Raw genomic sequence first — 26,309 nt, forward strand, 5'->3', positions numbered from 1 at the left:
GTCGACTTGCCGCTGCCGGTGGAGCCGATGATCGCGGTCGTCTCGCCCGGCCGGGCTTCGATCCCGACGTCCTTGAGGACCGACTCCTCGGCACCCGGGTAGCGGAAGTCCGCGCCGCGGACCTCCAGATGCCCCCGGACCTCCGAGGTGCGGACCGGGAAGGCCGGCGGGACGACGGACGATCGGGTGTCGAGCACCTCGCGGACACGGACGGCGCCCGCCTCGGCCCGGGGCATGTGCATGAGGAGGAAGAGGACCATCATCACGGACATCGAGGTCTGGAGCAGATAGCCGAGGAAGGCGACGAGGCCGCCCGGCTGGAGGGCACCGGAGTCGATGCGGTGGGCGCCGACGTACACGAGGGCGACGGTGGTCAGCTGCCAGATGATCAGCACCGTCGGGAACATCATGGCCTGGAGCCGGCCGGCTCGGAGGCCGACGGAGAGGAGTTCGTCGTTGGCGGCGGCGAACCGTTCCCTCTCGTGCCGGTCGCGGACGAAGGCGCGGACCACCCGGACGCCGGTGATCTGCTCGCGCAGCACCCGGTTGGCGCGGTCGATGCGCTCCTGCATGCCCTTGAAGAGCGGCCGCATCCGCAGGACGACGGCGCCGACGGCGCCGGTCATCACCGGCACGAAGAGCAGCAGCACCAGGGCGAGCGGCACGTCCTGGCGCAGGGCCATGGCGATGCCGCCGAAGCAGAGGAGCGGCGCGGCGACCAGCATGGTCAGGACGAGGACGGTGAACGTCTGGATCTGCTGGACGTCGTTGGTCGTCCGGGTGATCAGGGAGGCGGCGCCGAATCCGCCCCGCTCCCGGGCGGAGAACTCCTGGACGCGGCGGAAGACTTCGGAGCGCAGGTCGCGGGCGACGCCCATGGCGACCCGGGCGCCGGTGTAGGTGGCTGCGGCGGCGGCCACCGCCTGGAGGAGGGTGACGGCGACCATCGCGGCGCCGCCGCTGAGGACGCGGTCGGTGTCGCCGCGCAGGACGCCCTGGTCGATGACGCCGGCGTTGAGGGCGGGCAGGGCGAGGGAGGCGAGGGACTGGGCGAGCTGGAGGGCGACGAGGAGGACGAGGAGGGTCCGGTACGGCCTGAGGCGGGGCGCGAGGAGTCGCAGCAGCATGACGATCCCTCACATGCCGTACGGGCGGACGGACTTGGCGTCCTTGAGGGCGCGTCCCCACCAGCCGAGCTGGTCGAGGAGCGTCTTGGCGGCGCCCTCCGCGGCGGCGGGGTCCTTGTGCCGTCCGTCCTCGTCGAACAGCGCGTGGGCGTGGTGGAGGGAGACGGTGTCGCGGACGGTGACCGCGTGCATCTCGGCGTAGACCTGCCGGAGCTGCTCGACGGCCCGCAGGCCGCCGGAGATGCCGCCGTAGGAGACGAAGCCGACGGGCTTGGCCTGCCATTCGGTGTAGTGCCGGTCGATCAGGTTCTTGAGGGAGGCGGGGAAGGAGTGGTTGTACTCGGGGGTGATGACGACGTACGCGTCGGCCTCCTCCAGCACCGGCGTGACCTTGGCGAGTTCGGCGCGGACGGCCGGGGAGGGGTCGTACGAGAGGGAGGTGGGGAGGTCGGTCTCGGCGAGGTCGACGACGGTGACGGTGAAGTCCTCGCGCTCGGCGAGCCGGGAGCGGAACCAGTCGGTGACGACGGGGGCGAAGCGGCCTTCGCGGTCGCTGGCGACGACGAGGGCGAGGGTGAGCGGGGCGGGGGCGGAGGCGCTCTCCGCGGGGGCGGGAGACGCGGAGGGGGCGGGGGGAACGGTGGCCGTGGAGGCGTTCGTGATGTCCATGCGGATGATCGTGGTACCTCAAGTTTGGTTGAGGTCAAGCGACGTTCTCCGGCTCTTTCCCAAGGCCGTTTCCCCGGACGTACGGTGAGTGCATGACGACTCCGCCCCCGTACATCGAGATCGACGGCGTCCCCGCGGCCACCGACCCCGGGCTGCTCGCCGCCCTCATGTCCGGCTTCGGCCACTTCACGGCGATGCAGGTGCGGGACGGGCGCGTGAAGGGCCTCGACCTGCACCTCGCCCGCCTCGACCGCGCGACCCGCGAGCTCTTCGACCGGGAGCTGGACGGCAAGCGGGTCCGCTCCCTGATCACCGGCGCCCTGGAGGCCTCCGGGCGGCGGAACGCCTCGGCACGGGTGTACGTGTACCCGGACGTCCGCGTCGTGGTGACCGTCGCCGCACCCGCCCCGGACGGCCTCGGCGCCCCGCAGCGCCTGACGACCGCCGAGTACTGGCGCCCCGCGCCGCACCTCAAGCACCTCGGCGGCTTCGGCCAGAGCTACCACCGCGAGGCGGCCCGGCGCGCCGGATACGACGAGGCCGTGCTGATCTCCCCGTACGGCGAGATCGCCGAGGGAGCCGTCACCAACATCGCCTTCTGGGACGGAAGTTCCCTGGTCTGGCCGTCGGCGCCCTGCCTCGAAGGCATCACCATGGCCCTCCTGGAGCCCCGCGTTCCGTCGGTGCGCCGCCCGGTCACCCTGGCCGACCTCTCCGGCTACCGGGCCGCGCTCGTCACCAACTCCCGTTCCATCGCGGCCGTGACGGCGATCGACGAGGTGACGTTCGCGGTGGACGAGGAGCTGATGGAGCGGGTGTACTCGGCATACGACTCGGTGGAGTGGGACGAGTTGTAGAACGGCTCTGGATCGAATCGGGGGAGTCATCGGAATGGTCGCGAGATACGTCGTCTCGCCGCGCGGCGGGCGGCGCGCCCACCCCGACATCACGTCAGCGCTCCGGGCGGCGGCCGCACGGGGCCGGGCGGCCCTGATCGAGATCGCGCCCGGCCGGTACGAGGAGGCCCTCACCGTCCGGGGCGACGTGCAGCTGGTCGCGGCCGAGGGCCCCGGCTCCGTCGTCGTCGGCCGGCCCCGCAGCCCCGTCCTCGACGCCGCCGGATCGGTCCGGGTGCACGGCCTCACCCTGGTCGGCCGCGAGACGGACGTCGTCGCCTGCCACGCGGGCGCGTTGACACTCGACCACACGGAGATCCGCGCCCACGGCGGCGTCGCCCTGCACGCCCGGCCGCACACCACCGTCACCCTGCGGGACAGCGTGGTCGCCCACGGCCGGACGCTCTTCACCGGCGGCGCGGGGCTGGTCGAGCGCTGCCGGTTCACCGACGCCGCCGACAACGCGATCGCCGTGATCGAGGGCGCGCACGTCTCGGTCCTGGGCAGCCTGATCGAGGGCAGCAGGATCCACGGGCTGCGGGTCAGCGACGCGCACGCCGAGGTCGTCGGCTGCGAGCTGACCGGCACCGGGCAGGCGGCCCTCACGGCGGACGCCCGGGCCCGGCTCGTCGTGGCGGACTGCGTGATCACCGCCGTGCACGGCGAGGGAATCATGTTCACCGAGCAGTCCCGGGGCTCCGTCGACCGGACGAGGGTCGCCGGAGCCCGGCACGGCATCGGCGCGGCGAGCGGCGCCGATCCGCTGGTACGGGGCTGCGTCCTCGCCGACTGCCACGACACCGGCATCAACGTCCAGACGGACGCCAGGGGGCGGTTCGAGGACTGCCAGGTGCTCGGCTCCGGCAACATCGCGGTGTTCGCCACCAAGGGCGGCGCGCCGGAGGTGCACGGGGGCCGCATCTCCGGCGGCAACGTCGGGATCGCGGTCACCGAGAGCGCCCGGGGCCGCTTCGCCGGCATCGCGGTCGAGGACCTGACGAACACCGCGCTGCGGGTCTTCGACGACTCCGGGGCCACGTTCGAGCACCTACGGGTGGACCGCTGCCAGTCCGGCCTGGAGGCCCGGGGCAACGGCGGCACCACCGCCGAGGTCACGGACACGGCGTTCCGCGACTGCGAGATGGCCGCCGTCGCCATCGGCGGCCAGTCCCGCGTCACCCTCAGGAACGTGACGGCGGAGCACGGCATCCTCGGCTTCGGCGTCTCCGACGAGGCCCAACTGCGCGTGACCGACAGCGTCGTCACGGCGGTGAGCGGCGCCGGGGCCGGAGCCCTCGGCAGCGGACGGCTCATCGCACGGAACCTCACCGTGAACGGCTCCGGGACGCACGGCGTCTACGGAACGGGCTCCGCGTACCTCGACATCGCACGCAGTGAGTTCACCGACTGCGCGACCGCCGGCGCGAGTTTCGACGCGGAGGCCGGCGGGCAGCTGGTGGACTGCGCGGTGAACGGCACCCGCGGAGCGGCCGTCATCGGCAACGGCCGGATCGAGACGGTCCGGCTGCGGACCTCGCTCAAGGTCTCCCTGCACGCGGAGAAGCCGGCCGTGCCACCGCAGCAGATCATCAACATCTTCAACGGGCCGGTCTTCAACGGGCCGGTCCGGGACATCCAGGTGGCCTGGGGCAACGAGAACGTCAGCCAGCACCAGCAGAGGACGGAAGAGGACGGTTCCCGCTCATGAACGACCGACCGGACGAGAACGAGGCACCGGAGAACGCCGCACCCCAGGTGAACCACTACAACGGACCGGTGTTCAACGGCACCGTCTCGCAGGGCCAGTTCGCCTGGGACAACGAGACCGCCACCCAGAACCAGCAGAACAACGGCACGCCCGGCCCGGTCGCACCGGGGTACGAGGCACTCGCCGACCGGATCGGCGAGCTCCTCCGGCAGCTCCCCGGGGCCGGCCTCGGGGAGCAGGACCGGCGGGACACCCGGGAGGCGGCCGAGGAGGTCCTGGCGGTGATCAGCCAGGAGGAGCCGGTCGAGGAGGGCAGGGTGCGCCGGGCGCTCACCACGCTCCGGGGCGCGCTCGCCCCGGTGGCCACCGGCATCGCGGCCGGCGCGACGGTGGGCGCGCAGGAGTGGGCCCTGGCGGCGATCACCGGGCTGTCGGGGGTCTGACGGGGGGGCTGGGCGGGGGGGGCTGGCGCGGGTCTGTCCGGGCCTGGTGGGGTCTTACGGACGTCCGCGGCGGTCTAACGGACTCCGGCGGGGGCCTTACGGACGTCCGCGGGGGTCTTACGGCCGTCCGGCGGGTGCTGGAGGGCGATGCGGCCCCGCCCGCCGGGCGGCAGCTGGTCACCCGTTCGGCACGGGGCGTCAGCTGACACAAAGAAACCCGCCCTGACCTGCGCAGACGCATGAAATCCAGGCGACACACCGTATCGGACGGCCCAATCCTGATGCCTCATCAGGAGGCGCGGCGCGCGCGGCGGCTCTTATCTCGGTCTCAGAAGGCCGTTCCGGGAAGTCCCTCCCGGGAGGACCGCCCCGCTCGACCGCTCGCGCGCCCCGGAGGCCCCCCATGCGCACCATTGTCCGCCTGTTCACCGGTACCGCGCTGACGGTCGCCGCGATCGGAGCCCTCGCCGTCCCCTCGGCTTTCGCCGGTGACTCCGAGTGGCTCGAGATCTTCCCCTCCGATGCCGAACCCGGCACGACCGTCACCGTGAACACGCTCGCCTGCGGGAAGCACGGACGCGGTGTCGGGGACGCGAACTCGCTCGGCGCGGGCGAGTTCCAGCTGAGCCCGAGCACGCACAAGGAGGTCGTGGTCGGCCAGTTCCACGTACCGGAGCACGCCAAGGCCGGCACGTACGGCATCAGCGTGGCCTGCGACAACGGCAAGACGGCCCGGGGCGACCTGACCGTCAAGCACCGCCGTCCCAGCGGCCACGTCCAGACCGGTGTCGGGGGCAGCGTCGGCCCCGACACCGCCCAGGTCACGGCAGGCGCGGCGGTGCTGGCCGCAGCTGCCGTGGGCGGGGTCTGGCTCCTGCGCCGCCGGGCGAGCGGCGCGCAGGGCCACTGAGACCATCCGCCTGTCCTGCCCCCGCCGAGCGCCCGATCACAGCCCGGCGGGGGCAGGGCCACACCCCAGGGAGCCCAGGTGGGCAACAGGAGCAAGGGCTGGGGCATAGCCGTCGCCGCCTGCGTCGGGCTCTGGCTCGTCCAGAACGGCTCTGAGCAGATCACCCCACCCGTGCCGTCGGCCGCGCAGGCCTTCGCCGCCGGGCCGAGCGTGCACACCGACGCCGCCGCCGACCCGCTGCCGCCCTCGGCGCCGGTCCGGCTGCGCATCCCCGAGACCGATGTGGACACCCCGATGATGCGGCTCGGCCTGGCCGCGAACGGTTCGCTCGACGTACCGCCCGCCGAGGACCGGAACATGGCCGGCTGGTACGAGGGCGGCACCGCGCCCGGCGCCAAGGGCACGGCGATCGTCGCGGGCCATGTCGACAACGCCGAGGGACCCGCCGTCTTCTACACGCTCGGCGCCCTGAAGAAGGGCCACCGGATCGAGGTGGACCGGCAGGACGGGCGGACCGCGGTGTTCACGGTCGACGCGGTCGAGGTCTACGGGAACAAGGACTTCCCTGACCGGAAGGTGTACGACGAGGCGAACCGCGCGGAGATCCGGGTGATCACCTGCGGCGGCGGCTTCTCGAAGAAGAACGGCTACCAGGGGAACGTGGTCGCCTTCGGCCATCTCATCGGGGTGCGGTAGCGGGGCCGCTGGCGGGTCCGGTGGCCGGCCGGATGGCCCGCCGGATGGCCGGGTCCGTCGGATGGCCCGCGGGGTCCGTCGGATGGCCCGCCGGGCCCGTCGGGTCGCCGTTCGGATGGACGGTCCCGTCCCGGCACGTCGTCCCGGTGGGCGTCAGGCCCACTGGTCGAAGGCGAGCTTCGCGACCAGCGACAGCACCACCACGAGCAGCACCCCGCGCACGAACTCGGCGCCCTTGCTGAGCGCCATCCGCGCCCCGACCGTCCCGCCGATCAGGTTGAAGACCGCCATGACGGCGGCGAGCTTCCAGTACACGCTGCCCTGGTACGCGAACATCGCGAGCGCGCCCGCGTTGGTGCAGACGTTGACGATCTTCGCGGTCGCCGAGGCGGTCACCAGGTCGAGATGGAGGACGGCGGTCAGCGCGAGCACCAGGAAGGTGCCGGTGCCGGGGCCGAACAGGCCGTCGTAGAAGCCGATCCCGCCGCCGACCACCACGATCGCGGTGACGATCCGGGCCCGGGTCAGCGGCGCCCGCTCCTCCCCCTCGGCCTTCGCGCCGAACGACGGCCGCAGCATCACGAAGGCCGCCACCGCGAGCAGGACGACCATGATCACCGGGCGCAGGACGTCGCTGCTGATGCCCGCCGCGAAGAAGGCGCCCGCCATGGAGCCCGCGAGGGCGGCGAGCCCGATGCGGACCGCCGTCCAGACCCGCACGGGCGCCTTGCGGACGTAGGTGATCGCGGCCCCGGTGGTGCCGACGATCGCGACGGCCTTGTTGGTGCCGAGGATGTGCGCGGCCTGGACGTTCGGCAGCCCGAGCAGCAGGGCGGGCAGCAGGAGCAGCCCGCCGCCGCCGACCACCGCGTCGATCCAGCCCGCCACGAGCGCGGCGAGGCACAGCAGGACGAGGGTGGTCAGCGAGATCTCGGGCATGCCCGTGAGCCTAGGGACGCGATCGTTGCCCCGTCCATCAATCTCTGGAGAGTTGAGCTACGTCTGAGCTTGCGGCGCCCGGACCGCGGTCCGGAGCCGGCGGCGCGGCCGGGGAGACGGAGGCCGTGAGGAGGGTCCCCGCGAGCGCGCCGGCGCCGAGGAGGGCGGCGGCGAGCAGGCGCCGGGCCTGCTCGACGGAGTGGACGCGCGGGATGCGGGGGACGCGGGGGCCGCGGGGAGCGCCGTGTCTAGGCATGGTCGAAGTCCTCGCTGTGGATGCGGGAGGCCGGCACTCCGGCCCGGATCAGGTTGGCGGTGGCGGCGCGGGCCATGGCGGGCGGCCCGCAGAGGTAGACGTCGTGGGCGGCGAGGTCCGGCACCAGATGGCGCAGGGCCCGCGGCGCGAGGGGGTCGAAGGAGTCGTCGGAGCGGCCGAGGAGGAAGTGGAGGGCGGCCTGCCGTTCGTGGGCGATGGCCTCCAGCTCCTCGCGCAGGACGAGCCCGTCGGCGTCCGAGGCCCGGTAGAGCAGGGTCACGTCGCCGGGCCCGCCGGGCAGCGTCTCGAACAGGGCGCGCAGGGGGGTGATGCCGACGCCTCCGGCGAGCAGCAGCACCTTGCGGCGGGTGCGGCGGTGGGCGGTGAGGGCGCCGAACGGGCCGGAGGCGAGGACCCGGACCCCGGGGCGGAGCCGGCGGATGCGGCGGGTGTGGTCGCCGAGCGCCTTCACGGTGATCCGCAGGGTGTCGTCACGGACGGGTGCGGAGAGGGAGAAGGGCAGGGCGGTCGCCCAGAGCCCGCGCCGCAGGAAGCGCCAGCGGAAGAACTGGCCGGGCTCGGCGCACAGTCGGGCCACTCCCCTGCCCCGGACGAGCACCGAGACGACGCCCGGTCCCTCGTCGCGGACCTCGACGACCCGCAGCTCGTGGCGGAGGGCGGCGCGGACCGGGACGACGAGCCGGTACCAGAGGAGGAGGACGGCGACGGTGCCGTGGGCCATCGACCAGAGCCAGCGGACGAGGAGGCTGTCGGCGATGTCGGGTCCGGCGAGCTGGTGGACGAAGCCGAGGGCGGCGGCGAGCAGCCCGCCGAGGTGGACGGCCCGCCACACCTCGTGGCCGACCCGGCGCCGTACGGCCCGGGCGGAGGTGACCCCGACGGCGACGAAGAGGAGGGTGCCGGCGGTGGCGGCGGCGATCGCCCCGTACCCCAGGAGGCCCCCGGTGGCGGTGACGAGGTCGGTACGGGTGTGCACGGCGTAGCCGCAGAGCGCGAGGAGCGCGTGCGCGCCGATCAGGCCGAGGACGTACCGGCCGCCGAGGGCGTGCCAGCGGGCGAGGCGGTCGGCGCCCACGCCGTGCTCGACGGCCGGGACGCGGGCCATGAGCAGCAGCAGGACGAGGACGCCGTACCCGGCGAGCAGACCGGTGAGGTGCGCGCCGGACGCGAAGAAGGCGTCGAGGCGGGCGGAGGGCCGGGCCTGGACACCCCAGAGCAGGGCGACGGCCCCGGCGCCGCCCAGGATCGCGGTCCGCAGGCGCTCGGGGGCGAGCCGCAGGGCGGCGAGGGGCGGGGCAGGTGCCGGCGGCGCGGGGGCCGGTTCGGCGCTCGGGGGTCGGAGGGGTACGTAGAGAGGATGGCTGGCCTCGGTGGTCACAACCGGCACAGTAGGTCCGCCCGTATACGGGAATCCGCAGCTCAGCTCCCTCCCCGCGATCCTTAAGCCTGGCTTGAGCCGAGCCTGACCACCGGTTAACCCTGACGGTCCGCCCCGCCCGGCCTCACAGCGGACGGGGCGGGGGACGGAGATCAGCGTTCCGTACGGGAAACAGCCGGGATGCCGTCGGGTAACACCGGCCGCGCACGCTTCCCGGTATGAGTACACGGATCGTGGTGGTCGGGGGCGGAACGGCGGGCGCCCGGCTCGCCCAGCGCCTGCCCGTCACCCTCCTCGGCGAGGAGCCGCACGCCCCGTACAACAGGGTGCTGCTCGCCGACGTCCTCGCCGGGCGGTACGCCCCCGAGGTGATCGCCCTGCCCGGAACCCGCGAGCCGGCACGGCTCGGGGTGCGGGCGGTGCGGATCGACCGGGCGGCGCGGACGGTGGAGTGCGCGGACGGTTCGCTCGTCGGCTACGACCGCCTGGTCCTGGCCACCGGCTCCAACCCGGTGCTCCCTCCGCTGCGCGGACTGCGCGGCCCGGGCGGGGCGGCACCGCCGGAGGGCGTCCACGCCTTCCGTACCCTCGACGACTGCCTGGCGCTGCGTGACCGGGTACGGCCCGGGGCGCGGGCGGTGGTCATCGGCGGCGGGCTCCTCGGGGTCTCGGCGGCGCGGGCGCTGGCCGCGCTGGGCGCGGAGGTGGTGCTCACCCAGCAGGGCGAGCGCCTGATGGAGCGCCAGCTGGACGCCACCGCATCGGACTTGCTGCGCGAGCACGTCGAGTCCCTCGGGGTCGAGGTGCACACCGAGTGCCGGGTGAGCGGTCTGCGACAGCGGGACGGCGAGGTGACGGCGGTCGAACTGGCCGACGGCTTCGTCCTCGACGCGCAGGTCGTGGTCCTGGCGTGCGGGGTCCGCCCTCGGGTGGCCCTGGCACGCGAGGCGGGGCTGGCGGTGGCGACGGGCATCGTGGTCGACGACGAACTCCGGACGTCGGACCCGTACATCCACGCGATCGGCGACTGCGCGGAGCACGGGGGCCGGGTGTACGGCCTGGCGGGCCCGGCCCTGGACCAGGCGGACGCCCTGACGACCATCCTCCGGACGAAGACCCCCGCCTTGACGGACCCGCCCCGCGCGGCGACACCCACCCACCGCCGCGCGACCACGCCCGACACGTCGCCCCCCGCCGTCGCCGTCCCGGCTGCGGACGCGCCCGCGGCCGGGTACACCGGCAGCCGCGCCCTCACCCGCCTCACCCTCGCCGGCGCCCAGCCCTTCGACCTCGCCGCGTTCGGCGACGCCACCCCGCGACCCGGCGACGACGTCGTCCAGCTCACCGACGCCACCCGCCGCGCCTACCGCAAGGTCGTCGTCCGCGGAGACCGCCTCGTCGGTGGCGTCCTCCTCGGCGATCTGGCCGCCGTCGGCACGCTCGCCCGGACCTGGGAGGGCGACGAGGCCCTGCCCGACGAGGCCCCCCTGCTGCACCTGCTCACCCACGACGGAGGCTCCTCATGACCACCCCCACCATCGTCCTGGTCGGCCACGGAATGGTCGGCCAGCGGTTCCTGGAGTCGCTCGCCGACCGCGGTGTCACCGAGCGGGCCAGGGTCGTCGTCCTCTGCGAGGAGCCCCGCCCCGCCTACGACCGCGTCCAGCTGACCTCGTACTTCTCCGGGAAGACCCCGGACGACCTGTCGATGGTCGAGGCGGGCTTCATGGAGCGGCACGGCATCGAGCTGTACGTGGGCGACGCGGCGGAGTCGGTGGACCGGGAGGCCCGTACGGTCACCGCCCGCTCCGGCAGGGTCTTCGGGTACGACGCGCTCGTCCTCGCCACCGGCTCGTACCCCTTCGTGCCCCCCGTCCCCGGCAAGGACGCCCGCGGCTGTTTCGTGTACCGGACGATCGAGGACCTCCTCGCCATCGAGGAGTACGCGAAGACGGCGACGACCGGCGCGGTCGTCGGCGGCGGTCTGCTCGGCCTGGAGGCGGCCGGCGCGCTCAAGGGCCTCGGACTCGACACCCACGTCGTGGAGTTCGCGCCGCGGCTGATGCCGGTGCAGGTCGACGAGGGCGGCGGCGCCGCGCTGCTGCGGACGATCGAGCGGATGGGTCTGACCGTCCACACGGGGACGGGGACGCAGGAGGTCGTGACGGCGGACGGCTCGGTCACGGGCATGAAGCTGTCGGACGGCTCCGAACTGGCCACGGACATGGTCGTGTTCTCGGCCGGTGTACGGCCCCGGGACCAGCTGGCCCGTGACTGCGGACTGACCGTCGGGGAGCGCGGCGGCATCGCGGTCGACGAGCGGTGCCGTACCTCCGACCCGGCGGTCTTCGCGATCGGCGAGTGCGCGCTCGCCTCGGACGGGCGGGTGTACGGCCTGGTGGCGCCGGGCTACGAGATGGCGCAGACGGTGGCCGCGACCCTGGCGGAGGAGGCGGGCGAGGGCGACGGCTTCACCGGCGCCGACATGTCGACGAAGCTGAAGCTGCTCGGCGTGGACGTCGCGTCCTTCGGCGACGCGCACGGCACGGCCGAGGGCTGCCTCGACGTCGTGTACTCCGACTCCCGCTCGGGTGTCTACAAGAAGCTGGTGGTGAGCGGTGACGGCGTCCTCCTGGGCGGTGTCCTGGTCGGCGACGCCGAGCAGTACGGCCTGCTCCGCCCGCTCACGGGCACCGTGCCTCCGGTCTCCCCCGAGCAGCTGGTCCTTCCGGCGGGCGCGGGAGCACCGGTGGCCCTGGGGCCCTCGGCGCTGCCGGACGACGCGGTGATCTGCTCCTGCCACAACGTGACGAAGCACGCGATCGGCGCGTGCTCCTCGCTCGCCGAGGTGAAGAAGTGCACCAAGGCCGGTACGGGGTGCGGCAGTTGCGTGAAGGTCATCGAGAAGCTGCTGCCGGCGCCGGCCGAGAAGGGCCTGTGCGGCTGCTTCTCGTACACCCGGAGCGAGCTGTACGAGATCGCCCGCACCCTGCGGGTGACCTCCTTCGCCGCACTGCTCGACTCGCACGGGCGGGCGGAGGCCCGCGGCGGGGAGGGCTGCGAGGTCTGCAAGCCGACCGTCGGTTCGATCCTCGCCTCCCTCAACAACGGCTACATCCTGGACGGCGAGCAGGCCTCCCTCCAGGACACCAACGACCACTTCCTCGCCAACATGCAGCGCAACGGCTCGTATTCGGTGGTGCCGCGCATCCCCGGCGGTGAGATCACCCCGGACAAGCTGATCGTGATCGGCGAGGTGGCCCGCGACTTCGGCCTGTACACGAAGATCACCGGCGGCCAGCGGATCGACCTCTTCGGCGCCCGGGTGGACCAGCTCCCGTCGATCTGGACCCGGCTGGTGGACGCGGGCTTCGAGTCGGGGCACGCGTACGGAAAGGCGCTGCGCACGATCAAGTCCTGCGTGGGGCAGACCTGGTGCCGGTACGGCGTCCAGGACTCGGTGCGGATGGCGATCCGGCTGGAGCTGCGCTACCGGGGCCTGCGCGCCCCGCACAAGCTCAAGTCGGCGGTCTCCGGCTGCGCCCGCGAGTGCGCCGAGGCGCAGTCGAAGGACTTCGGGATCATCGCGACGGCCAACGGCTGGAACCTGTACGTCGGCGGGAACGGCGGCGCGACGCCGCGCCACGCGGACCTGCTCGCCCAGGACCTCTCCGACGCCGAACTGGTGCGGCTGATCGACCGGTTCCTGATGTTCTACATCCGGACGGCGGACCGCCTGGAGCGGACGTCGACCTGGCTGGAGCGGCTGGAGGGCGGGCTCGACCACCTCAAGGACGTGGTGGTGCACGACTCGCTCGGGCTCTGCGGCGAGCTGGAGGCGCTGATGGCGGCGCACGTCGCCGACTACCGGGACGAGTGGGCGCAGACCCTGGACGACCCGGAGCGGCTGCGGCGCTTCGTCTCCTTCGTGAACGCCCCGGAGGCACCGGACCCCTCGGTCCGCTTCGTCCCGGAGCGCGACCAGATCAAGCCGGACCTCACGATCCTGACCCTCGGCAGGACGAACAGCACGCTGGAAGGGGCTTCCTCCCGATGACGACCCTCACGACGCTCACGACTCCCACCACGACGACGCTCGAGATCTCCCCCGACCCCGGCTCGTGGGTGACGGTCTGCGAGGAGACCCGGCTGACCCCGGGCCGGGGCGTGGCCGCGCTGCTGCCGGACGGCCGGCAGGTCGCGGTCTTCCGGGACCGCTCGGGGCAGACGTACGCGATCGACAACCGCGACCCGTTCACGGGGGCGCAGGTGCTCTCCCGCGGGCTCGTCGGTTCGGCGGAGGGGCGGCCGTTCGTGGCCTCGCCGCTCCTGAAGCAGCGCTTCGACCTGGAGACGGGGCGGTGTCTGGACGACGAGGAGGTCGCGGTGGCGGTGTATCCGGTGCGAGCAAAGTAACTTGACCGATCGTTCCAGATAGTCGTACGGTCTCCTTGTGGCCAGGACAAAGGAATTCGACCCCGACGCCGCGCTCCAGGCCGCCCTCGGCCTGTTCTGGGCGCGCGGCTACGAGGCGACGACGATGTCGGACCTCGTGGAGCACCTCGGCGTGGGCCGGGCCAGCATCTACGCGACCTTCGGGAACAAGCACGCGCTGTACCTGAAGGCGATGGACCGCTACCTGGAGACCCGCGACCCGCGGATCGTCGAGGAGTTGTCCGCGCCGGGCCCAGCCCTGCCGGCCGTCCGCGCGCTCGTCCGCCGCTTCGCCGCCGAGGCATCGGCCGAGGACGAGCGGCTGAACGGCTGTTTCGTCACCAACTCGGCCGCGGAACTGGGGCCGCACGACACGGCGGTGGCCCGCCGGGTCGAGCTCAGCTGGGAGCAGATCGAGACGCTCCTGCACGCGGCGCTCACCCGGGCCCGCGCCGGGGGCGAACTGCCGGCCGGCCGGGACCCGCGCGCCCTGGCGCGCATGCTCCTGGTCCTGCTCCAGGGGATCCGGGTGGTCGGCAAGGCGTCGAGCGACCCGGCCAGGGTCCGGGACGCGGCGGAACAGGCGTTGGGGCTGCTGGACTGAGGCAGCCGCACCGAGGAAAGGGCGCCCACGGGGGGCGCCCTTTCTTCGGGGCTCATTTTGGAACGTACGGTCAAGTAAAGGGGGATGGGTATGTCATCGACGACGGCGCGGGAATCCGCCGGGGGCACCGGCGGCGGGAGCCGCACGGCGGGGAGCGGCACAGCGGAGAGCCGCACACCCGGCGGCCGTACAGACGCAGGAGCCCTCACCGCCGGAGCCCGCACTCCTGGAGCCCGCGCCCCTGGCGGCCTCACCCCCGGAGACCACCCACCCGAAGACCACCCACCCGGCCGCCGCGCCCGCGGGCCCCGCACCCGCGCAGGCTTCGCCCTCCTCGCCGTCGTGCAGATGACCCTCATCTTCACGCTCGCCTCCCTCGCCGTCCCCCTCCCCCGCATCGGCACCGAATTCCGGCTGGAACGCGCCCAGTTGATCCTGCTGAGTGCCGCGTACGGCCTGACCTTCGCAGGGCTGCTCCTCTTCGGCGGGCGGCTCGCCGACCGCTTCGGCGGGCGCCGGATCCTCACCGCGGGACTGCTGGTCTTCGGCGCCGCCTCCGCCCTCGCGCCGCTCGCCCCCGGGTACGAGGCGCTGCTCGCCGCCCGGTTCGGGCAGGGCGTCGGCGCCGCGCTCGTCGCCCCGGCGGCGATGGCGGCGCTCCGCTCCCTGTTCCCGGAACCGGCCGCGTACGGCAGGGCGATGGCCACCTGGGGCGGCCTGTCCGTGCTGGGCGCGACCGCCGGGAACCTGCTCTCGGGGGTGATCTCGGCGGCCACGTCCTGGCGCGGCACGTTCGCGGTCCCGGTGACGGTGACCGTCGTGGCCCTGCTCCTGGCGCCGCGCGTCCTGCCGGGGACCGCGCCCGGAGGCGGCCCCGCACCGAGGAGCCGGTCCCTCGACCTGCCCGGCGCCCTGCTCGCCACCGCCGGGATCACCCTCGCCAGCCTCGGGCTCGTCCTCACCGACGCCCACGCGTGGGGCTCCGCCCCGGTCCTCGTCCCCCTCCTGGCCGGGCTGGTCCTGCTGACCGCCTTCGGGGCCGTCGAACGGCGCACCGCCGACCCGCTGCTGCCCCCGGACTTCCTGCGCGACGGGCGCCGGGTCCTGGGCCTGGCGGCGATCGGCCTCACGGCGACCGGCATGGCCACCGTCTTCATCCTGCTCTCCCTCTCCTTCCAGCAGCAGCGCGGCTGGGACGAGCTGCGGGCCTCCGCCGCCTTCGTGCCCTTCGCGGTCGCCCTGCTGGGCTCGGGGCGGCTGGCGGGCCCGCTGATCGGGCGGTACGGCCCGGGGCGCGTGACCGCGACCGGGCTCGGGACGGCGGCGGCCGGACTCGGACTGCTCGCCGCGACCGGCTTCGACGCCTCGGTGCCGTACGCCTACGGGCTGCTCCCCGGCCTGCTCCTGCTGCCGGCCGGCGGCGCCCTGTCCTTCTCCGCCGCCGCCGTCCTGACCACCGAGGGCGTCCCCGCGCACCGGGCGGGCCTCGCGGGCGGCGTCCTGAACACGGCGATGGAACTCGGGCCGACCGTGGTCTTCGCCGCCCTGCTCACCCTCGGCGGCGACGCGGTGTCCCTGGCGGCCGCCGCCGCCCTCTTCACCGCACTCGCCGTCCTCACGATCCGCGTCAAGTAGCACGTACTCACACGGGAGCCGACTCATATGAACGCACGCTTCACCGACCGCGTCGCCCTCGTCACCGGGGCCGGTTCCGGTCTCGGCCGGGCCATCGCGCTCGCCTTCGCCGCCGAGGGCGCGAAGGTCGTCGTCGCCGGCCGTACCGTCGAGTCCCTGGAGGGGACGGTCGCTCTGATCGAGGCCGCCGGCGGCACCGCCGCCGCCGTCACGGCCGATGTGGCCGACGCCGGGTCCGTACGGGAGCTGGTCCGGCGCACGGTCGAGGTCTACGGCGGTCTCGACGTGGCCGTGAACAACGCGGGGGTCTTTCGGGGCGGCCACAGCGCCGCCGACTTCCCCCTCGACGACTGGCGGACGCTTCTCGACATCAACGTCACGGGAGTCCTGCACGCCCTGCAGGCCGAGGTGGCGCACATGCGGGCGCACGGCGGCGGGGCGATCGTGAACATCGCGTCGAACCTGGGCCCGCACGTCCGGATCCCCGGAGTCTTCGGCTACCAGGTCTCGAAGGCCGCCGTGTCGGCGCTGACCAGGGCCGCGGCCCTGGACCACATCGCCGACGGGGTCCGGATCAACGCGGTGAGCCCCGGCGCCTCGGAGTCCGCGATGTCGCTGCGGCCCGGCGAGACGGAGGCCGATCGGGAGGTCCGGATGAAGCAGGAGTCCCCGCTGGGCCGGATCTCCTCCGCCGCCGAGGTGGCGGCGGCCGTGCTGTACCTCGCGTCGGACGCGGCGGGCTCCGCCGTCGGCACGGACCTGGTGATCGACGGCGGCGTCTCCGCCTGACGCGCGGGGCTCAGCCCTGGGCGGCCGCCGGGTCCATCCAGAAGACCTCCCAGTGGTGGCCGTCCAGGTCCGTGAAGGAGCGGCCGTACATGAAGCCCATGTCCATCGGCTCCTTCGCGGGGGTGCCCCCGGCGGCGAGGGCGGCGTCGGCGAGCTCGTCGCACTTCTCACGGCTCTCGGCGCTCAGGGTGACCAGGACCTCGGTGGCCTTGGTGGCGTCGGAGACCTCCTTGCCGGGGGCCATGAAGGACCGGAACTTCTCCTCTTCGAGGAGCATCGCGAAGATCGTGTCGCTGAAGACCACACAGGCGGTCGTCTCGTCGCTGAACTGCGGGTTGTGGGAGAAGCCGAGCTTCTCGAAGAAGGCCCTGCCGGCGTCGACACTCTTGACGGGCAGGTTCACGAAGATCATCTGCGGGGCCATGATGCGCTCTCTTCCCTTGCGGTCGCTCCGGTCGCTTCGGTCGCTCCGGCGCTTTCAAGAGGTAGGACGGGCGTCCCGCCCGTAACTCATCGCTCTCCCGAGAACTTTCTCGCTCAGGCGGCGGAGCGCAGCTCAAGGGCCGCCAGCGGGACGAATCCGCCGCCCGTGCCCTCCGTACCGGCCCCTGGCCCGGCGAGCCGCCGCAGCATCGCGAGGGCGATCCGCTCGCCCTGCGCCTTGGCCCGCTCGGCCAGCGGGCCGGTGTGGAGGCCGTCGACGGTGGCGCGCCAGAGCTGCACCCAGCGTCCGAAGTGGGCGGCGGTGAGGGGCCGGGCGGAGTGGAGTGCGGCGTGCGGCGCGAAGGCGTCCCGCGCGTAGCCGGCGGTACGGAGGAGGGCGCGCTCCCAGAAGTCGGTGATGCGCGGCAGGTGCACCTCGAGGTCGGTCCCGGCGACCTCGGTGAAGAACGGCCCGATGAGCGGATCGGCGAAGGCGGCGCGGTAGAAGCGCCGCAGCACGACGTCGAGGTCGTCTCGGCCGCTGATGTCCCGGGTGGCGCGCATGCCCCCAGTGTCCCCCCTGCGCGGGACCCCCCGTAGAGCCGAAGGTCCCGTCCCCCGCCCGCCCCGCCCGGCGGGGGCCCGCCCTGTTCCCGCCTCTTCCCCTTCACCGCTTGTTGATGCACAGTCAATTCCGTACTCCTAGTTTCCGGAAGCGCGCGACCCCGTCGCCGACCGGACTGACGGGGCGGTTCACCACCCTTCTCAGGAGTGAGACGTGGAGCGACGCAGTTTTCTGCGCGGAGCGGTCATCGGTACGTCGGCGGCGGCCTTCGGCGGCACCCTGATGCACGGCGCCGCCTACGCGGCCCCCGCGCAGCCCGGCGCCGGCCCCTACGGCGCCCTCGGCGCGGCGGACGCCAACGGCATCCTGCTGCCCGCCGGTTTCACCAGCCGGGTCATCGCGAGGTCGGGCCAGACCGTGCCCGGCACCTCGTACACCTGGCACAGCGCCCCCGACGGCGGCGCCTGCTTCGCCGACGGCACCGGCTGGATCTACGTGTCCAACTCGGAGATCAACCCGAGCGGCGGCGCGAGCGCGGTGAAGTTCGACTCCGGCGGCTCGATCACCGGCGCGTACCGCATCCTGTCCGGCACCCGGCAGAACTGCGCGGGCGGCAAGACCCCGTGGAACACCTGGCTGTCCTGTGAGGAGGTCAGCCTCGGGTACGTCTACGAGACCGACCCGTACGGGGTGAACGCCGCCGTCCGCCGCGCCGCCATGGGCCGGTTCAAGCACGAGGCCGCCGCCGCCGACCCGGTCCGCAAGGTCGTCTACCTGACCGAGGACGAGACGAGCGGCTGCTTCTACCGCTTCATCCCCACCACCTGGGGCGACCTGTCCGCCGGCACCCTCCAGGTGATGGTCGCGGGCTCCGCCGCCTCCGGCTCCTTCACCTGGCAGAACGTGCCGGACCCGGACGGCTCCCCGACCGTGACCCGCAGCCAGGTCTCGGGCGCGAAGAAGTTCAACGGCGGCGAGGGCTGCCACTACGCCAACGACACCGTCTGGTTCACCACCAAGGGCGACAACCGCCTCTGGCAGCTCAACCTCACCAGCAACACCTACGAGCTGGCGTACGACGACTCGCTCGTGCCGAGCGGCGCCGCCCCGCTCACCGGTGTCGACAACGTCACCGGCTCCTCCTCCGGCGACCTGTTCATCGCCGAGGACGGCGGCACCATGGAGATCTGCGTCATCACCCCGGACGACGTCGTCGCCCCGTTCCTGCGGATCAACGGCCAGTCGTCCTCGGAGATCACCGGCCCCGCCTTCTCCCCCGACGGCAAGCGGCTGTACTTCTCCAGCCAGCGCGGCACCAGCGGCAGCTCCTCCGCCGGCATCACGTACGAGGTGACGGGGCCGTTCCGCGCCTGACGCCGGGGCGGTGACGAGCCCCTCCCACGCCTGACGTCCGGGCGGTGACGGGCCCCTGCCGCCCAGCGATCCCTACGAGGTGACGGGAGGCCCGTTCCGCGCGTAGCACCGCAGATCCACCGTCCGTTGGGTGCCGCCGAGCAGGGCGGCGCCCAACGGCGTCAGGGTGTGCAGGACCGCGTTCCCGTGCCGCAGGGTCGCGATCAGCCCCGCCTCGCGCAGCACGCCCGCGTGCTGGCTGGCCGAGGCAAGCGACACCCCGGCCCGGCGGGCGAGTTCGCTCGTCGTACCGCCGTCGCCGATGGCGTGCAGCACCGCCGAGCGGGTCTGCCCGACCAGCTTGGCGAGCGAGGAGCCGCCCGGCGCGCGCACGGTCGGCGCCTCGCCGTGGGTGACGGGGTAGACGAGGACCGGCGGCAGCGCGGGGTCGCGCAGCACCACGGGGGTCCCCCGGCAGAAGTACGAGGGCTGGAGCAGCAGCCCCCGCCCGTCGAGGTGCACGTCCCGGTCGACCGGGTAGTCGGCCTCCAGGACGGGCGCGCGCCAGCGCAGCATCGGCGGCAGCGAGGCGAGGAGTTCGTCGGCGCCGCCGTCCAGGAGCGCGCGGCCGCGCCGGGCCCGGTCGGCCTCGACGCGGGCCCTGATGTGCGGCCAGTACGGCTCCACGGCGGCCCGGTGATAGCTCCGCAGCGCCCCCACGAGCCGGTCGAAGGGCTCCGCGCCGCCGTCGGCGAGGGCCCGCAGCGAATGGGGCACGGTCCGCCCGCCGGAGCGGTGCGCGGCGAGCAGCGAGAGTTCGCTCCGCAGCCGGCCGGAGTCGGTCGCGCGGATCGCCTCCAGGCCCTCGTCGAGCCCGTGGACGCCCTCGGCGGGCGTCAGGAAGTCGGGAAAATAGCCGCGGCTCGGAACGAGCGCGGCGAGGAGCCGGGTCTCACCGCCGAGCCGCATCCGGGTTTCGGAGCGCCATTCTCCGAAGACGACGGGGCCGCGCCGGTCCCTTAAACGGTGAAAACTGAGAATCGTTTCCCACAGAACATCGGGCCGGGCGGCGGTCCGCACCCCCGCCAGGTCGTTTCCGGTGAAATGAATCCGCAGCATGACGTCCCCACCTGTGCACTCGCAACCACCCCCGACGACGAGTATGCACAGCATCACTGCACGTTACCAGGGTGTTTCAGCCACAGTTGAAAAGCATCGCGGCAATGGGGGCGGAACCGAAAAGCTGTACGGGTCGGGCAGGAAACCTTCAGGACCGAGGTGGCGTGGTGAAGACCGTGGGGGGCTTTGCCCGTCCGGCGGCGGTCGGCGAGGTTGCGGCTCACCTGCCCGGCATCGGTAAAGGGCGCGGCCTCCGGGTGGGGATCCGGGGGTCGCGCCCGCTCCATTCTTTGCGGTGGATCCTTTGCGGAGGAACGAGGAAGTTCAATGGCCAATAATTCAATCAGGCGCAATTGAACACCTCCTCACATCCGCTCAACAAACAAACGACGGGACGGACACCTCCGCACAAAGGTGTCCGTCCCGTCGCCGTGATTCCGGGGCCGCCGCCCGCCGGTGAGGGTGGTGAGCTGACCGGCGGCGCCCCCGGTCGTACCGGAGTGGTTCGGTGATTCCCGCTGCTGAACGGGGGTTCAGGAGGGCCCGACCGCCGCTCCTGACCCCCCGTTCAGCAGGACTCAGCGGCTGTCGCTGCCCTTCGACTCGGCCGCCGCGCGGCCGGCCTCCAGACGCGCCACCGGGATCCGGAAGGGCGAGCAGGAGACGTAGTCCAGGCCGACCTCGTGGAAGAAGTGGACCGACTCCGGGTCGCCGCCGTGCTCGCCGCAGACACCGAGCTTGATGTCGGGGCGGGTGGCGCGGCCGGCCTCGACGGCGCTGCGCACGAGCGCGCCGACACCGTCCTTGTCGATGGTCTCGAAGGGGCTGACGCCGAAGATGCCCTTCTCCAGGTACGCGGTGAAGAACGAGGCCTCCACGTCGTCGCGGGAGAAGCCCCAGACGGTCTGCGTCAGGTCGTTGGTGCCGAAGGAGAAGAACTCCGCGGCCTCGGCGATCTGACCGGCGGTCACGGCGGCGCGCGGCAGCTCGATCATGGTGCCGAGCGCGAGCTTGAGCTCGACGCCGGTGCGGGCCTGGACCTCGGCGATGACCTGCTCGGCCTCCTCGCGGACGATCTCCAGCTCCTGCACGGTGCCGACGAGCGGGATCATGATCTCGACGCGCGGGTCGCCCTTGGCGTCGATCCGCTGGGCCGCGGCCTCGGCGATCGCGCGGACCTGCATGGTGAACAGGCCGGGGATGACCAGGCCGAGGCGGACACCGCGCAGACCCAGCATCGGGTTCTGCTCGTGCAGCCGGTGGACGGCCTGGAGGAGGCGCAGGTCGTTCTCGTGCGGCTCCTTGCGGGACTCGGCGAGGGCGACGCGCACCGACAGCTCGGTGATGTCGGGAAGGAACTCGTGCAGCGGCGGGTCGAGCAGCCGGACCGTGACGGGCAGCCCGTCCATGGCCTCGAAGAGCTCGACGAAGTCGGTCTTCTGCAGCGGCAGGAGGGCTTCCAGGGCGTCGTCGCGCTCGGTGTCGGTGTCGGCCAGGATCAGCCGCTCGACGAACTGGCGGCGCTCGCCGAGGAACATGTGCTCGGTGCGGCAGAGGCCGATGCCCTGGGCGCCGAAGCGGCGGGCGCGGTTGGCGTCCTCGGCGTTGTCGGCGTTGGCGCGGACGCGCAGCCGGCGGACGCGGTCGGCGTAGGCCATGATCCGGTGGACGGCCTGGACCAGCTCGTCGGCGTCGTCGGCGCCGGCGTGCATGCGGCCCTCGAAGTACTCGACGACCGGGGACGGTACGACGGGTACCTCACCGAGGTAGACCTTGCCGGTGGAGCCGTCGATGGAGACGACGTCGCCCTCCTCGACGACCTGGCCGTCGGCCGTGGTCATCCGGCGGCGCTTGGTGTCGACCTCGAGCTCCTCGGCGCCGCAGACACAGGTCTTGCCCATGCCGCGGGCGACGACGGCGGCGTGCGAGGTCTTGCCGCCGCGGGAGGTGAGGATGCCCTCGGCGGCGATCATGCCGTCCAGGTCGTCCGGGTTGGTCTCGCGGCGGATCAGGATGACCTTCTCGCCCGAGCGGGACCACTTGACGGCGGTGTACGAGTCGAAGACGGCCTTGCCGACGGCAGCGCCCGGGGAGGCGGCGATGCCGCGCCCGATCTGGTCGACCTTCGCGTCCTCGTCGAACTTGGGGAACATCAGCTGGGCGAGCTGCGCACCGGTGACGCGCTGGAGCGCCTCGGCCTCGTCGATCAGGCCCTGGTCCACGAGCTGCGTGGCGATGCGGAAGGCGGCACCGGCGGTGCGCTTGCCGACACGGGTCTGGAGCATCCAGAGCTGGCCGCGCTCGATGGTGAACTCGATGTCGCAGAGATCCTTGTAGTGGGTCTCCAGCGTGTTCATGATGTCCATGAGCTGGTCGTACGACGTCTTGTCGATCGACTCGAGATCGGCCAGCGGCACGGTGTTGCGGATACCGGCGACGACGTCCTCGCCCTGCGCGTTCTGCAGGTAGTCGCCGTAGACGCCCTCGTGGCCGGAGGCGGGGTCGCGGGTGAAGGCGACACCGGTGCCGGAGTCCGGGCCGAGGTTGCCGAAGACCATCGAGCAGACGTTGACGGCGGTGCCGAGGTCGCCCGGGATGCGCTCCTGGCGGCGGTACAGCTTCGCGCGGTCGGTGTTCCAGGAGTTGAAGACGGCCTCGATGGCGAGGTCCATCTGCTCACGCGGGTCCTGGGGGAAGTCGCGGCCGGTCTCGGCCTTCACGATCTTCTTGAAGTGGTCGACGACCTTCTTCAGGTCGGCGGCGTCGAGGTCGGTGTCGCTGGCGACCTTCTTCGCGGCCTTCGCCTCGTCCAGCGCGTCCTCGAAGAGTTCGCCCTCGACGCCGAGGACGGTCTTGCCGAACATCTGGATCAGGCGGCGGTACGAGTCCCATGCGAAGCGCTCGTTGTCGGCCTGGTCGGCGAGCCCGACGACGGACGCGTCGGAGAGGCCGATGTTGAGCACGGTGTCCATCATGCCCGGCATGGAGAACTTCGCCCCGGAGCGCACGGAGACCAGCAGCGGGTCGTCGGCCTGGCCGAGCTTCTTGCCCATCTGCTGCTCAAGGGCGTCGAGGTGGGCGCTCACCTCGTCGCGGAGCTCGACCGGCTCCGAGCCACTCTCGAGGTAGACCTTGCACGCCTCGGTGGTGATCGTGAACCCGGGAGGGACCGGCAGACCGAGGTTGGTCATCTCGGCCAGGTTCGCGCCCTTGCCACCGAGCAGGTCCTTCAGGTCCCTGTTGCCCTCGGTGAAGTCGTACACGAACTTCTGATCATTGTTTTCCGACACGGGTCCCGACTCCTCGATGACTCGGTTGGCTGCCCTGACGGCGAGGAACATACCCAGATCGAAGGCTTCTGGGGAGGTACGCCTAGCGGTCACGTGGCCTTAACCACCCGTCCGCCAGCACTTCGAAAGTAACCGAGAAGTAGCTTCCGCTTTCAGGCCCCGAAGGCGTCATGACCCAAACCAGAGAGAAGCCGCTCACGTGAGCGCACATCCGAGCACTTGCGTTCAAGTCTTGAACGCAAAAAGGGTGGCACCCCGTGCCACCCTTCAGGCGATGCAGCCGTTCGTAACCTGCTCATCTGAGCACCACCCCCCTCAAGGGTGGCGAGGATCACTCCCCCGGAAAGGCCGAATCGAGGCCGAATCTCAGCCGCCGGACGTGTCCAGCTCGGCATCCTCACTCACGCCGGAGCAGTCGTACGGGTCCTTCAACCAGCCGTCAGGCAGGACAACTCGGTTGTTTCCGGACGTACGACCCCGAGGACCGTCGGCACCCACCGGCCACGACTGATCAAGGTCCAGCTCGCTCAACTGAGCGCTCAGCTCGTCGAGGGACGAGGTGATCGCCAGCTTCTTGCGCATCTCGGAGCCCACCGAGAAGCCCTTCAGGTACCAGGCCACGTGCTTGCGGAAGTCGATGACACCGCGTGCCTCGTCGCCGAGCCACTCCCCGAGCAGCCGCGCGTGCCGCACCATCGCGTCCGCGACCACCCGCAGCCCCGGCGCCGCGTAGGCGCCCGTGCCCTCGAAGCCGGCCACCAGGTCGGCGAAGAGCCACGGCCGCCCCAGGCAGCCACGGCCGACGACCACGCCGTCGCAGCCCGTCTCCCGCATCATCCGCAGGGCGTCGTCGGCGGACCAGATGTCGCCGTTGCCGAGGACCGGGATCTCCGGCACGTGCTCCTTGAGCCGCGCGATCGCGTCCCAGTCCGCCGTACCGCCGTAGTGCTGCGCCGCCGTCCGCCCGTGCAGGGCGATCGCCGTGACGCCCTCCTCCACCGCGATCCGGCCCGCGTCCAGATACGTGATGTGGTCGTCGTCGATGCCCTTGCGCATCTTCATGGTGACCGGCAGGTCGCCCGCGTTGGTCACGGCCTCGTTGAGGATGGCGCGCAGCAGCGGCCGCTTGTAGGGCAGGGCCGAGCCGCCGCCCTTCCGGGTCACCTTGGGGACGGGGCAGCCGAAGTTCAGGTCGATGTGGTCGGCGAGATCCTCGTCGACGATCATCCGGACGGCCTTGCCGACCGTCACCGGGTCCACCCCGTACAGCTGGATCGAGCGCGGCTGCTCGGTCGCGTCGAAGCGGATGAGCTGCATCGTCTTCTCGTTGCGCTCGACCAGGGCGCGCGTCGTGATCATCTCGCTGACGAACAGCCCCTTGCCGCCGCTGAACTCGCGACAGAGGGTGCGGAAGGGGGCGTTGGTGATGCCGGCCATCGGGGCGAGCACCACCGGCGGCTGCACGATGTGCGGCCCGATGGCAAGGGGGGAGAACGCGGTCATTGGCCCATTGTCGCGCACTGCGCCGGTCATTAGTTAGCCGTACTATCCGAACATGCCAGAGCTCACACGCGCGCAGCTCCCCAAGCGCCGACAGCTCGTCGTCCTGGCGATCTGCTGCATGAGCCTGCTGATCGTCAGCCTGGACAACACCGCGCTCAACGTCGCCCTGCCCGACCTGCGGCACGACCTCGACGCCTCCGTCTCCGGCCTGCAGTGGGTCATCGACGCGTACACCCTGGTCCTGGCCTCGCTGCTGATGCTGGCCGGCTCCACCGCCGACCGGATCGGCCGCCGCAAGGTCTTCGTGACCGGCCTCGTCGTCTTCGCGCTCGGCTCGCTGCTCTGCTCCCTCGCCCCGAACCTGGAGGCGCTGATCGCCTTCCGGGCGGTGCAGGCGGTGGGCGGCTCGATGCTCAACCCGGTCGCCATGTCGATCATCACCAACACCTTCACCGAACCCGCCGCACGCGCGCGTGCCATCGGCGTCTGGGGCGCCGTGGTCGGCATCTCGCTGGCCCTGGGCCCGCTGGTCGGCGGCGTGCTCGTCGAGTCGGTCGGCTGGCGGGCGATCTTCTGGGTCAACCTGCCGGTGGCCCTCGTCGCCCTGCTCCTCACCCTGCGGTACGTCCCCGAGTCCCGCGCGCCCCGGCCCCGGCGCCCGGACCCGGTCGGTCAGCTCCTGGTGGCCACGCTCCTCGGCTCCCTCACGTACGCGATCATCGAGACCGACCCGCTCTTCGCCGGCATCGCGGCCGTGGCGCTCGGCGGGGTCCTCCTGTACGAGCCGAGGCGTCGCGAACCCCTGATCGACCTGAGGTTCTTCCGCAGCGCGCCGTTCAGCGGCGCCACCGTCGTCGCGATCTGCGCCTTCTCGGGCTTCGCCGGCTTCCTGTTCCTGAACACCCTGTACCTCCAGGAGGTGCGCGGACTCTCCCCGCTGGACGCCGGCCTCTACGTGCTGCCGATGGCGGGCATGACCTTCGTCTTCGCCCCGCTGTCGGGCCGGCTCACGGGCGCGCGTGGACCCCGTCTCCCCCTGCTGCTCGCGGGCACGGCGATGGCGGCGGGGGCCCTCCTCTTCGCGGCCTTCCAGGCGGAGACCCGCGATCCGCTGCTCTTCACCGGGTACGTGGCCTTCGGCATCGGCTTCGGCCTGGTGAACGCGCCGATCACCAACACGGCCGTCTCCGGGATGCCCCGGGCGCAGGCCGGGGTGGCGGCGGCGGTGGCCTCGACGAGCCGCCAGGTGGGGCAGACGCTCGGGGTGGCGGTCGTCGGGACGGTGCTCGCGACGGGAGTGGGCGCGGGAATGTCGCCGGAGGACTTCGTGACGGCGGCGCGGCCGGGGTACTGGGTGGTGACGGCCTGCGGCCTCGCCGTCCTCGTGGTCGGTGCCCTGACCAGCGGGAAGTGGGCCCGCCGCACGGCGGAGCGGACGGCACGGTGCCTGGAGACGGACGACGGGGCGCAGCCGGCGGACGGGACGGACCTGCCGCTCGGGCGGCGGTGAGGGCCTGCGCCTTCCGGGCCGCCCGCGCGTCACCGGCGGCG

General features: G+C 72.5%; 23 protein-coding genes. 13 read left to right on the plus strand and 10 right to left on the minus strand.

Annotated features, from left to right (window positions below; translation table 11 throughout):
• Positions 1-1,127: ABC transporter ATP-binding protein (locus tag ACIP84_RS19055; RefSeq protein ID WP_401798844.1), on the minus strand; the 1,127-nt coding region annotated here is incomplete at its 3' end.
• A gap of 9 nt (positions 1,128-1,136) precedes the next feature.
• Positions 1,137-1,796, minus strand: a complete 660-nt coding sequence (locus ACIP84_RS19060; protein WP_401798846.1) for an NADPH-dependent FMN reductase — start codon at positions 1,794-1,796, stop codon at positions 1,137-1,139.
• 92 nt (positions 1,797-1,888) lie between these two features.
• On the opposite strand from ACIP84_RS19060, the gene ACIP84_RS19065 reads away from it, so the two are divergent.
• From ACIP84_RS19065 to ACIP84_RS19085, 5 genes are all read left to right on the plus strand, one after another.
• The gene (locus ACIP84_RS19065; RefSeq protein WP_401798847.1) at positions 1,889-2,653 is read left to right on the plus strand and encodes an aminotransferase class IV; all 765 of its coding nucleotides are present in this window, start codon (positions 1,889-1,891) and stop codon (positions 2,651-2,653) included.
• Positions 2,654-2,687: 34 nt separating this feature from the next.
• Positions 2,688-4,400 carry a right-handed parallel beta-helix repeat-containing protein gene (locus ACIP84_RS19070; protein WP_401798849.1) on the plus strand — a complete coding sequence of 571 codons (1,713 nt, stop codon included), beginning with the start codon at positions 2,688-2,690 and terminating at the stop codon, positions 4,398-4,400.
• The gene (locus tag ACIP84_RS19075) at positions 4,397-4,843 is read left to right on the plus strand and encodes a hypothetical protein (RefSeq protein ID WP_401798851.1); all 447 of its coding nucleotides are present in this window, start codon (positions 4,397-4,399) and stop codon (positions 4,841-4,843) included. Before ACIP84_RS19070 ends, ACIP84_RS19075 begins: the two co-directional genes overlap by 4 nt.
• Before the next feature lie 403 nt (positions 4,844-5,246).
• Positions 5,247-5,753: a hypothetical protein gene (locus tag ACIP84_RS19080; RefSeq protein WP_030317385.1), complete on the plus strand. Its 507-nt coding sequence runs from the start codon at positions 5,247-5,249 to the stop codon at positions 5,751-5,753.
• 78 nt (positions 5,754-5,831) lie between these two features.
• The gene (locus ACIP84_RS19085) at positions 5,832-6,449 is read left to right on the plus strand and encodes a class F sortase (protein WP_355960657.1); all 618 of its coding nucleotides are present in this window, start codon (positions 5,832-5,834) and stop codon (positions 6,447-6,449) included.
• Between the two features lie 153 nt (positions 6,450-6,602).
• Here ACIP84_RS19085 and ACIP84_RS19090 read toward each other — a convergent pair whose 3' ends face one another.
• The 3 genes from ACIP84_RS19090 to ACIP84_RS19100 are packed head-to-tail and all read right to left on the minus strand — an operon-like array spanning position 6,603 to position 9,052.
• Positions 6,603-7,388, minus strand: coding sequence for a TSUP family transporter (locus tag ACIP84_RS19090; RefSeq protein WP_355960659.1), 786 nt, complete (start codon positions 7,386-7,388; stop codon positions 6,603-6,605).
• A gap of 37 nt (positions 7,389-7,425) precedes the next feature.
• A complete protein-coding gene (locus ACIP84_RS19095) occupies positions 7,426-7,644 on the minus strand; it encodes a hypothetical protein (RefSeq protein WP_401798854.1) in 219 nt (72 codons plus the stop codon).
• Positions 7,637-9,052, minus strand: a complete 1,416-nt coding sequence (locus ACIP84_RS19100; RefSeq protein ID WP_401798856.1) for a ferric reductase-like transmembrane domain-containing protein — start codon at positions 9,050-9,052, stop codon at positions 7,637-7,639. Before ACIP84_RS19100 ends, ACIP84_RS19095 begins: the two co-directional genes overlap by 8 nt.
• A 209-nt stretch (positions 9,053-9,261) precedes the next feature.
• On the opposite strand from ACIP84_RS19100, the gene ACIP84_RS19105 reads away from it, so the two are divergent.
• The 6 genes from ACIP84_RS19105 to ACIP84_RS19130 all read left to right on the plus strand — a co-directional run bounded on the left by ACIP84_RS19105 (position 9,262) and on the right by ACIP84_RS19130 (position 16,505).
• Positions 9,262-10,569, plus strand: a complete 1,308-nt coding sequence (locus ACIP84_RS19105; RefSeq protein WP_401798858.1) for an NAD(P)/FAD-dependent oxidoreductase — start codon at positions 9,262-9,264, stop codon at positions 10,567-10,569.
• On the plus strand, positions 10,566-13,100 hold the full coding sequence (gene nirB / locus ACIP84_RS19110; protein WP_401798860.1) for a nitrite reductase large subunit NirB: 2,535 nt from the start codon (positions 10,566-10,568) through the stop codon (positions 13,098-13,100). Before ACIP84_RS19105 ends, nirB begins: the two co-directional genes overlap by 4 nt.
• A complete protein-coding gene (nirD, locus tag ACIP84_RS19115) occupies positions 13,097-13,459 on the plus strand; it encodes a nitrite reductase small subunit NirD (RefSeq protein ID WP_401798862.1) in 363 nt (120 codons plus the stop codon). The genes nirB and nirD overlap by 4 nt, the downstream gene beginning before the upstream one ends.
• A gap of 37 nt (positions 13,460-13,496) precedes the next feature.
• Positions 13,497-14,081: a TetR/AcrR family transcriptional regulator gene (locus ACIP84_RS19120; RefSeq protein WP_401798863.1), complete on the plus strand. Its 585-nt coding sequence runs from the start codon at positions 13,497-13,499 to the stop codon at positions 14,079-14,081.
• Positions 14,082-14,429: 348 nt separating this feature from the next.
• Positions 14,430-15,716: an MFS transporter gene (locus tag ACIP84_RS19125; protein WP_401799376.1), complete on the plus strand. Its 1,287-nt coding sequence runs from the start codon at positions 14,430-14,432 to the stop codon at positions 15,714-15,716.
• Between the two features lie 27 nt (positions 15,717-15,743).
• On the plus strand, positions 15,744-16,505 hold the full coding sequence (locus ACIP84_RS19130) for an SDR family NAD(P)-dependent oxidoreductase (RefSeq protein WP_401798865.1): 762 nt from the start codon (positions 15,744-15,746) through the stop codon (positions 16,503-16,505).
• Positions 16,506-16,515: 10 nt separating this feature from the next.
• Here the strand turns inward: ACIP84_RS19130 and ACIP84_RS19135 are convergent, their stop codons facing one another.
• Entirely contained in the window at positions 16,516-16,929 is a 414-nt protein-coding gene (locus ACIP84_RS19135; RefSeq protein ID WP_401798867.1) for a VOC family protein, read from the minus strand.
• 113 nt (positions 16,930-17,042) lie between these two features.
• Positions 17,043-17,492 (minus strand): group III truncated hemoglobin, encoded by a 450-nt coding sequence (locus ACIP84_RS19140; protein ID WP_355960683.1) that lies wholly within the window; start codon positions 17,490-17,492, stop codon positions 17,043-17,045.
• A 214-nt stretch (positions 17,493-17,706) separates the two neighbouring features.
• Between ACIP84_RS19140 and ACIP84_RS19145 the strand changes: the two genes are divergently transcribed.
• Positions 17,707-18,867 carry a PhoX family protein gene (locus ACIP84_RS19145; protein WP_401798869.1) on the plus strand — a complete coding sequence of 387 codons (1,161 nt, stop codon included), beginning with the start codon at positions 17,707-17,709 and terminating at the stop codon, positions 18,865-18,867.
• A 72-nt stretch (positions 18,868-18,939) separates the two neighbouring features.
• Here the strand turns inward: ACIP84_RS19145 and ACIP84_RS19150 are convergent, their stop codons facing one another.
• From ACIP84_RS19150 to dusB, 3 genes are all read right to left on the minus strand, one after another.
• A complete protein-coding gene (locus ACIP84_RS19150) occupies positions 18,940-19,965 on the minus strand; it encodes a helix-turn-helix domain-containing protein (RefSeq protein ID WP_355960688.1) in 1,026 nt (341 codons plus the stop codon).
• A 578-nt stretch (positions 19,966-20,543) separates the two neighbouring features.
• Positions 20,544-23,255 carry a pyruvate, phosphate dikinase gene (ppdK, locus tag ACIP84_RS19155; protein ID WP_401798872.1) on the minus strand — a complete coding sequence of 904 codons (2,712 nt, stop codon included), beginning with the start codon at positions 23,253-23,255 and terminating at the stop codon, positions 20,544-20,546.
• A gap of 366 nt (positions 23,256-23,621) precedes the next feature.
• Positions 23,622-24,758 carry a tRNA dihydrouridine synthase DusB gene (gene dusB, locus ACIP84_RS19160; protein ID WP_355960692.1) on the minus strand — a complete coding sequence of 379 codons (1,137 nt, stop codon included), beginning with the start codon at positions 24,756-24,758 and terminating at the stop codon, positions 23,622-23,624.
• A gap of 52 nt (positions 24,759-24,810) precedes the next feature.
• On the opposite strand from dusB, the gene ACIP84_RS19165 reads away from it, so the two are divergent.
• Positions 24,811-26,268 (plus strand): MFS transporter, encoded by a 1,458-nt coding sequence (locus ACIP84_RS19165; RefSeq protein WP_355960695.1) that lies wholly within the window; start codon positions 24,811-24,813, stop codon positions 26,266-26,268.
• The last annotated feature ends 41 nt before the right edge of the window (positions 26,269-26,309 follow it).

It is taken from the genome of Streptomyces sp. NPDC088707 (assembly GCF_044752725.1).
GTDB lineage: Bacteria > Actinomycetota > Actinomycetes > Streptomycetales > Streptomycetaceae > Streptomyces.

Excerpts from the sequence above, each read along its gene's own strand:
- ACIP84_RS19150 (WP_355960688.1), bottom strand. The coding sequence starts at position 19,965 with ATGCTGCGGATTCATTTCACCGGAAACGACCTGGCGGGGGTGCGGACC.
- nirD (WP_401798862.1), top strand. The coding sequence starts at position 13,097 with ATGACGACCCTCACGACGCTCACGACTCCCACCACGACGACGCTCGAG.
- ACIP84_RS19165 (WP_355960695.1), top strand. The coding sequence starts at position 24,811 with ATGCCAGAGCTCACACGCGCGCAGCTCCCCAAGCGCCGACAGCTCGTC.
- ACIP84_RS19090 (WP_355960659.1), bottom strand. The coding sequence starts at position 7,388 with ATGCCCGAGATCTCGCTGACCACCCTCGTCCTGCTGTGCCTCGCCGCG.
- ACIP84_RS19105 (WP_401798858.1), top strand. The coding sequence starts at position 9,262 with ATGAGTACACGGATCGTGGTGGTCGGGGGCGGAACGGCGGGCGCCCGG.
- dusB (WP_355960692.1), bottom strand. The coding sequence starts at position 24,758 with ATGACCGCGTTCTCCCCCCTTGCCATCGGGCCGCACATCGTGCAGCCG.
- ACIP84_RS19070 (WP_401798849.1), top strand. The coding sequence starts at position 2,688 with ATGGTCGCGAGATACGTCGTCTCGCCGCGCGGCGGGCGGCGCGCCCAC.
- ACIP84_RS19130 (WP_401798865.1), top strand. The coding sequence starts at position 15,744 with ATGAACGCACGCTTCACCGACCGCGTCGCCCTCGTCACCGGGGCCGGT.
- ACIP84_RS19075 (WP_401798851.1), top strand. The coding sequence starts at position 4,397 with ATGAACGACCGACCGGACGAGAACGAGGCACCGGAGAACGCCGCACCC.
- nirB (WP_401798860.1), top strand. The coding sequence starts at position 10,566 with ATGACCACCCCCACCATCGTCCTGGTCGGCCACGGAATGGTCGGCCAG.
- ACIP84_RS19095 (WP_401798854.1), bottom strand. The coding sequence starts at position 7,644 with ATGCCTAGACACGGCGCTCCCCGCGGCCCCCGCGTCCCCCGCATCCCG.
- ACIP84_RS19125 (WP_401799376.1), top strand. The coding sequence starts at position 14,430 with ATGACCCTCATCTTCACGCTCGCCTCCCTCGCCGTCCCCCTCCCCCGC.
- ACIP84_RS19135 (WP_401798867.1), bottom strand. The coding sequence starts at position 16,929 with ATGGCCCCGCAGATGATCTTCGTGAACCTGCCCGTCAAGAGTGTCGAC.
- ACIP84_RS19065 (WP_401798847.1), top strand. The coding sequence starts at position 1,889 with ATGACGACTCCGCCCCCGTACATCGAGATCGACGGCGTCCCCGCGGCC.
- ACIP84_RS19060 (WP_401798846.1), bottom strand. The coding sequence starts at position 1,796 with ATGGACATCACGAACGCCTCCACGGCCACCGTTCCCCCCGCCCCCTCC.
- ACIP84_RS19140 (WP_355960683.1), bottom strand. The coding sequence starts at position 17,492 with ATGCGCGCCACCCGGGACATCAGCGGCCGAGACGACCTCGACGTCGTG.
- ACIP84_RS19080 (WP_030317385.1), top strand. The coding sequence starts at position 5,247 with ATGCGCACCATTGTCCGCCTGTTCACCGGTACCGCGCTGACGGTCGCC.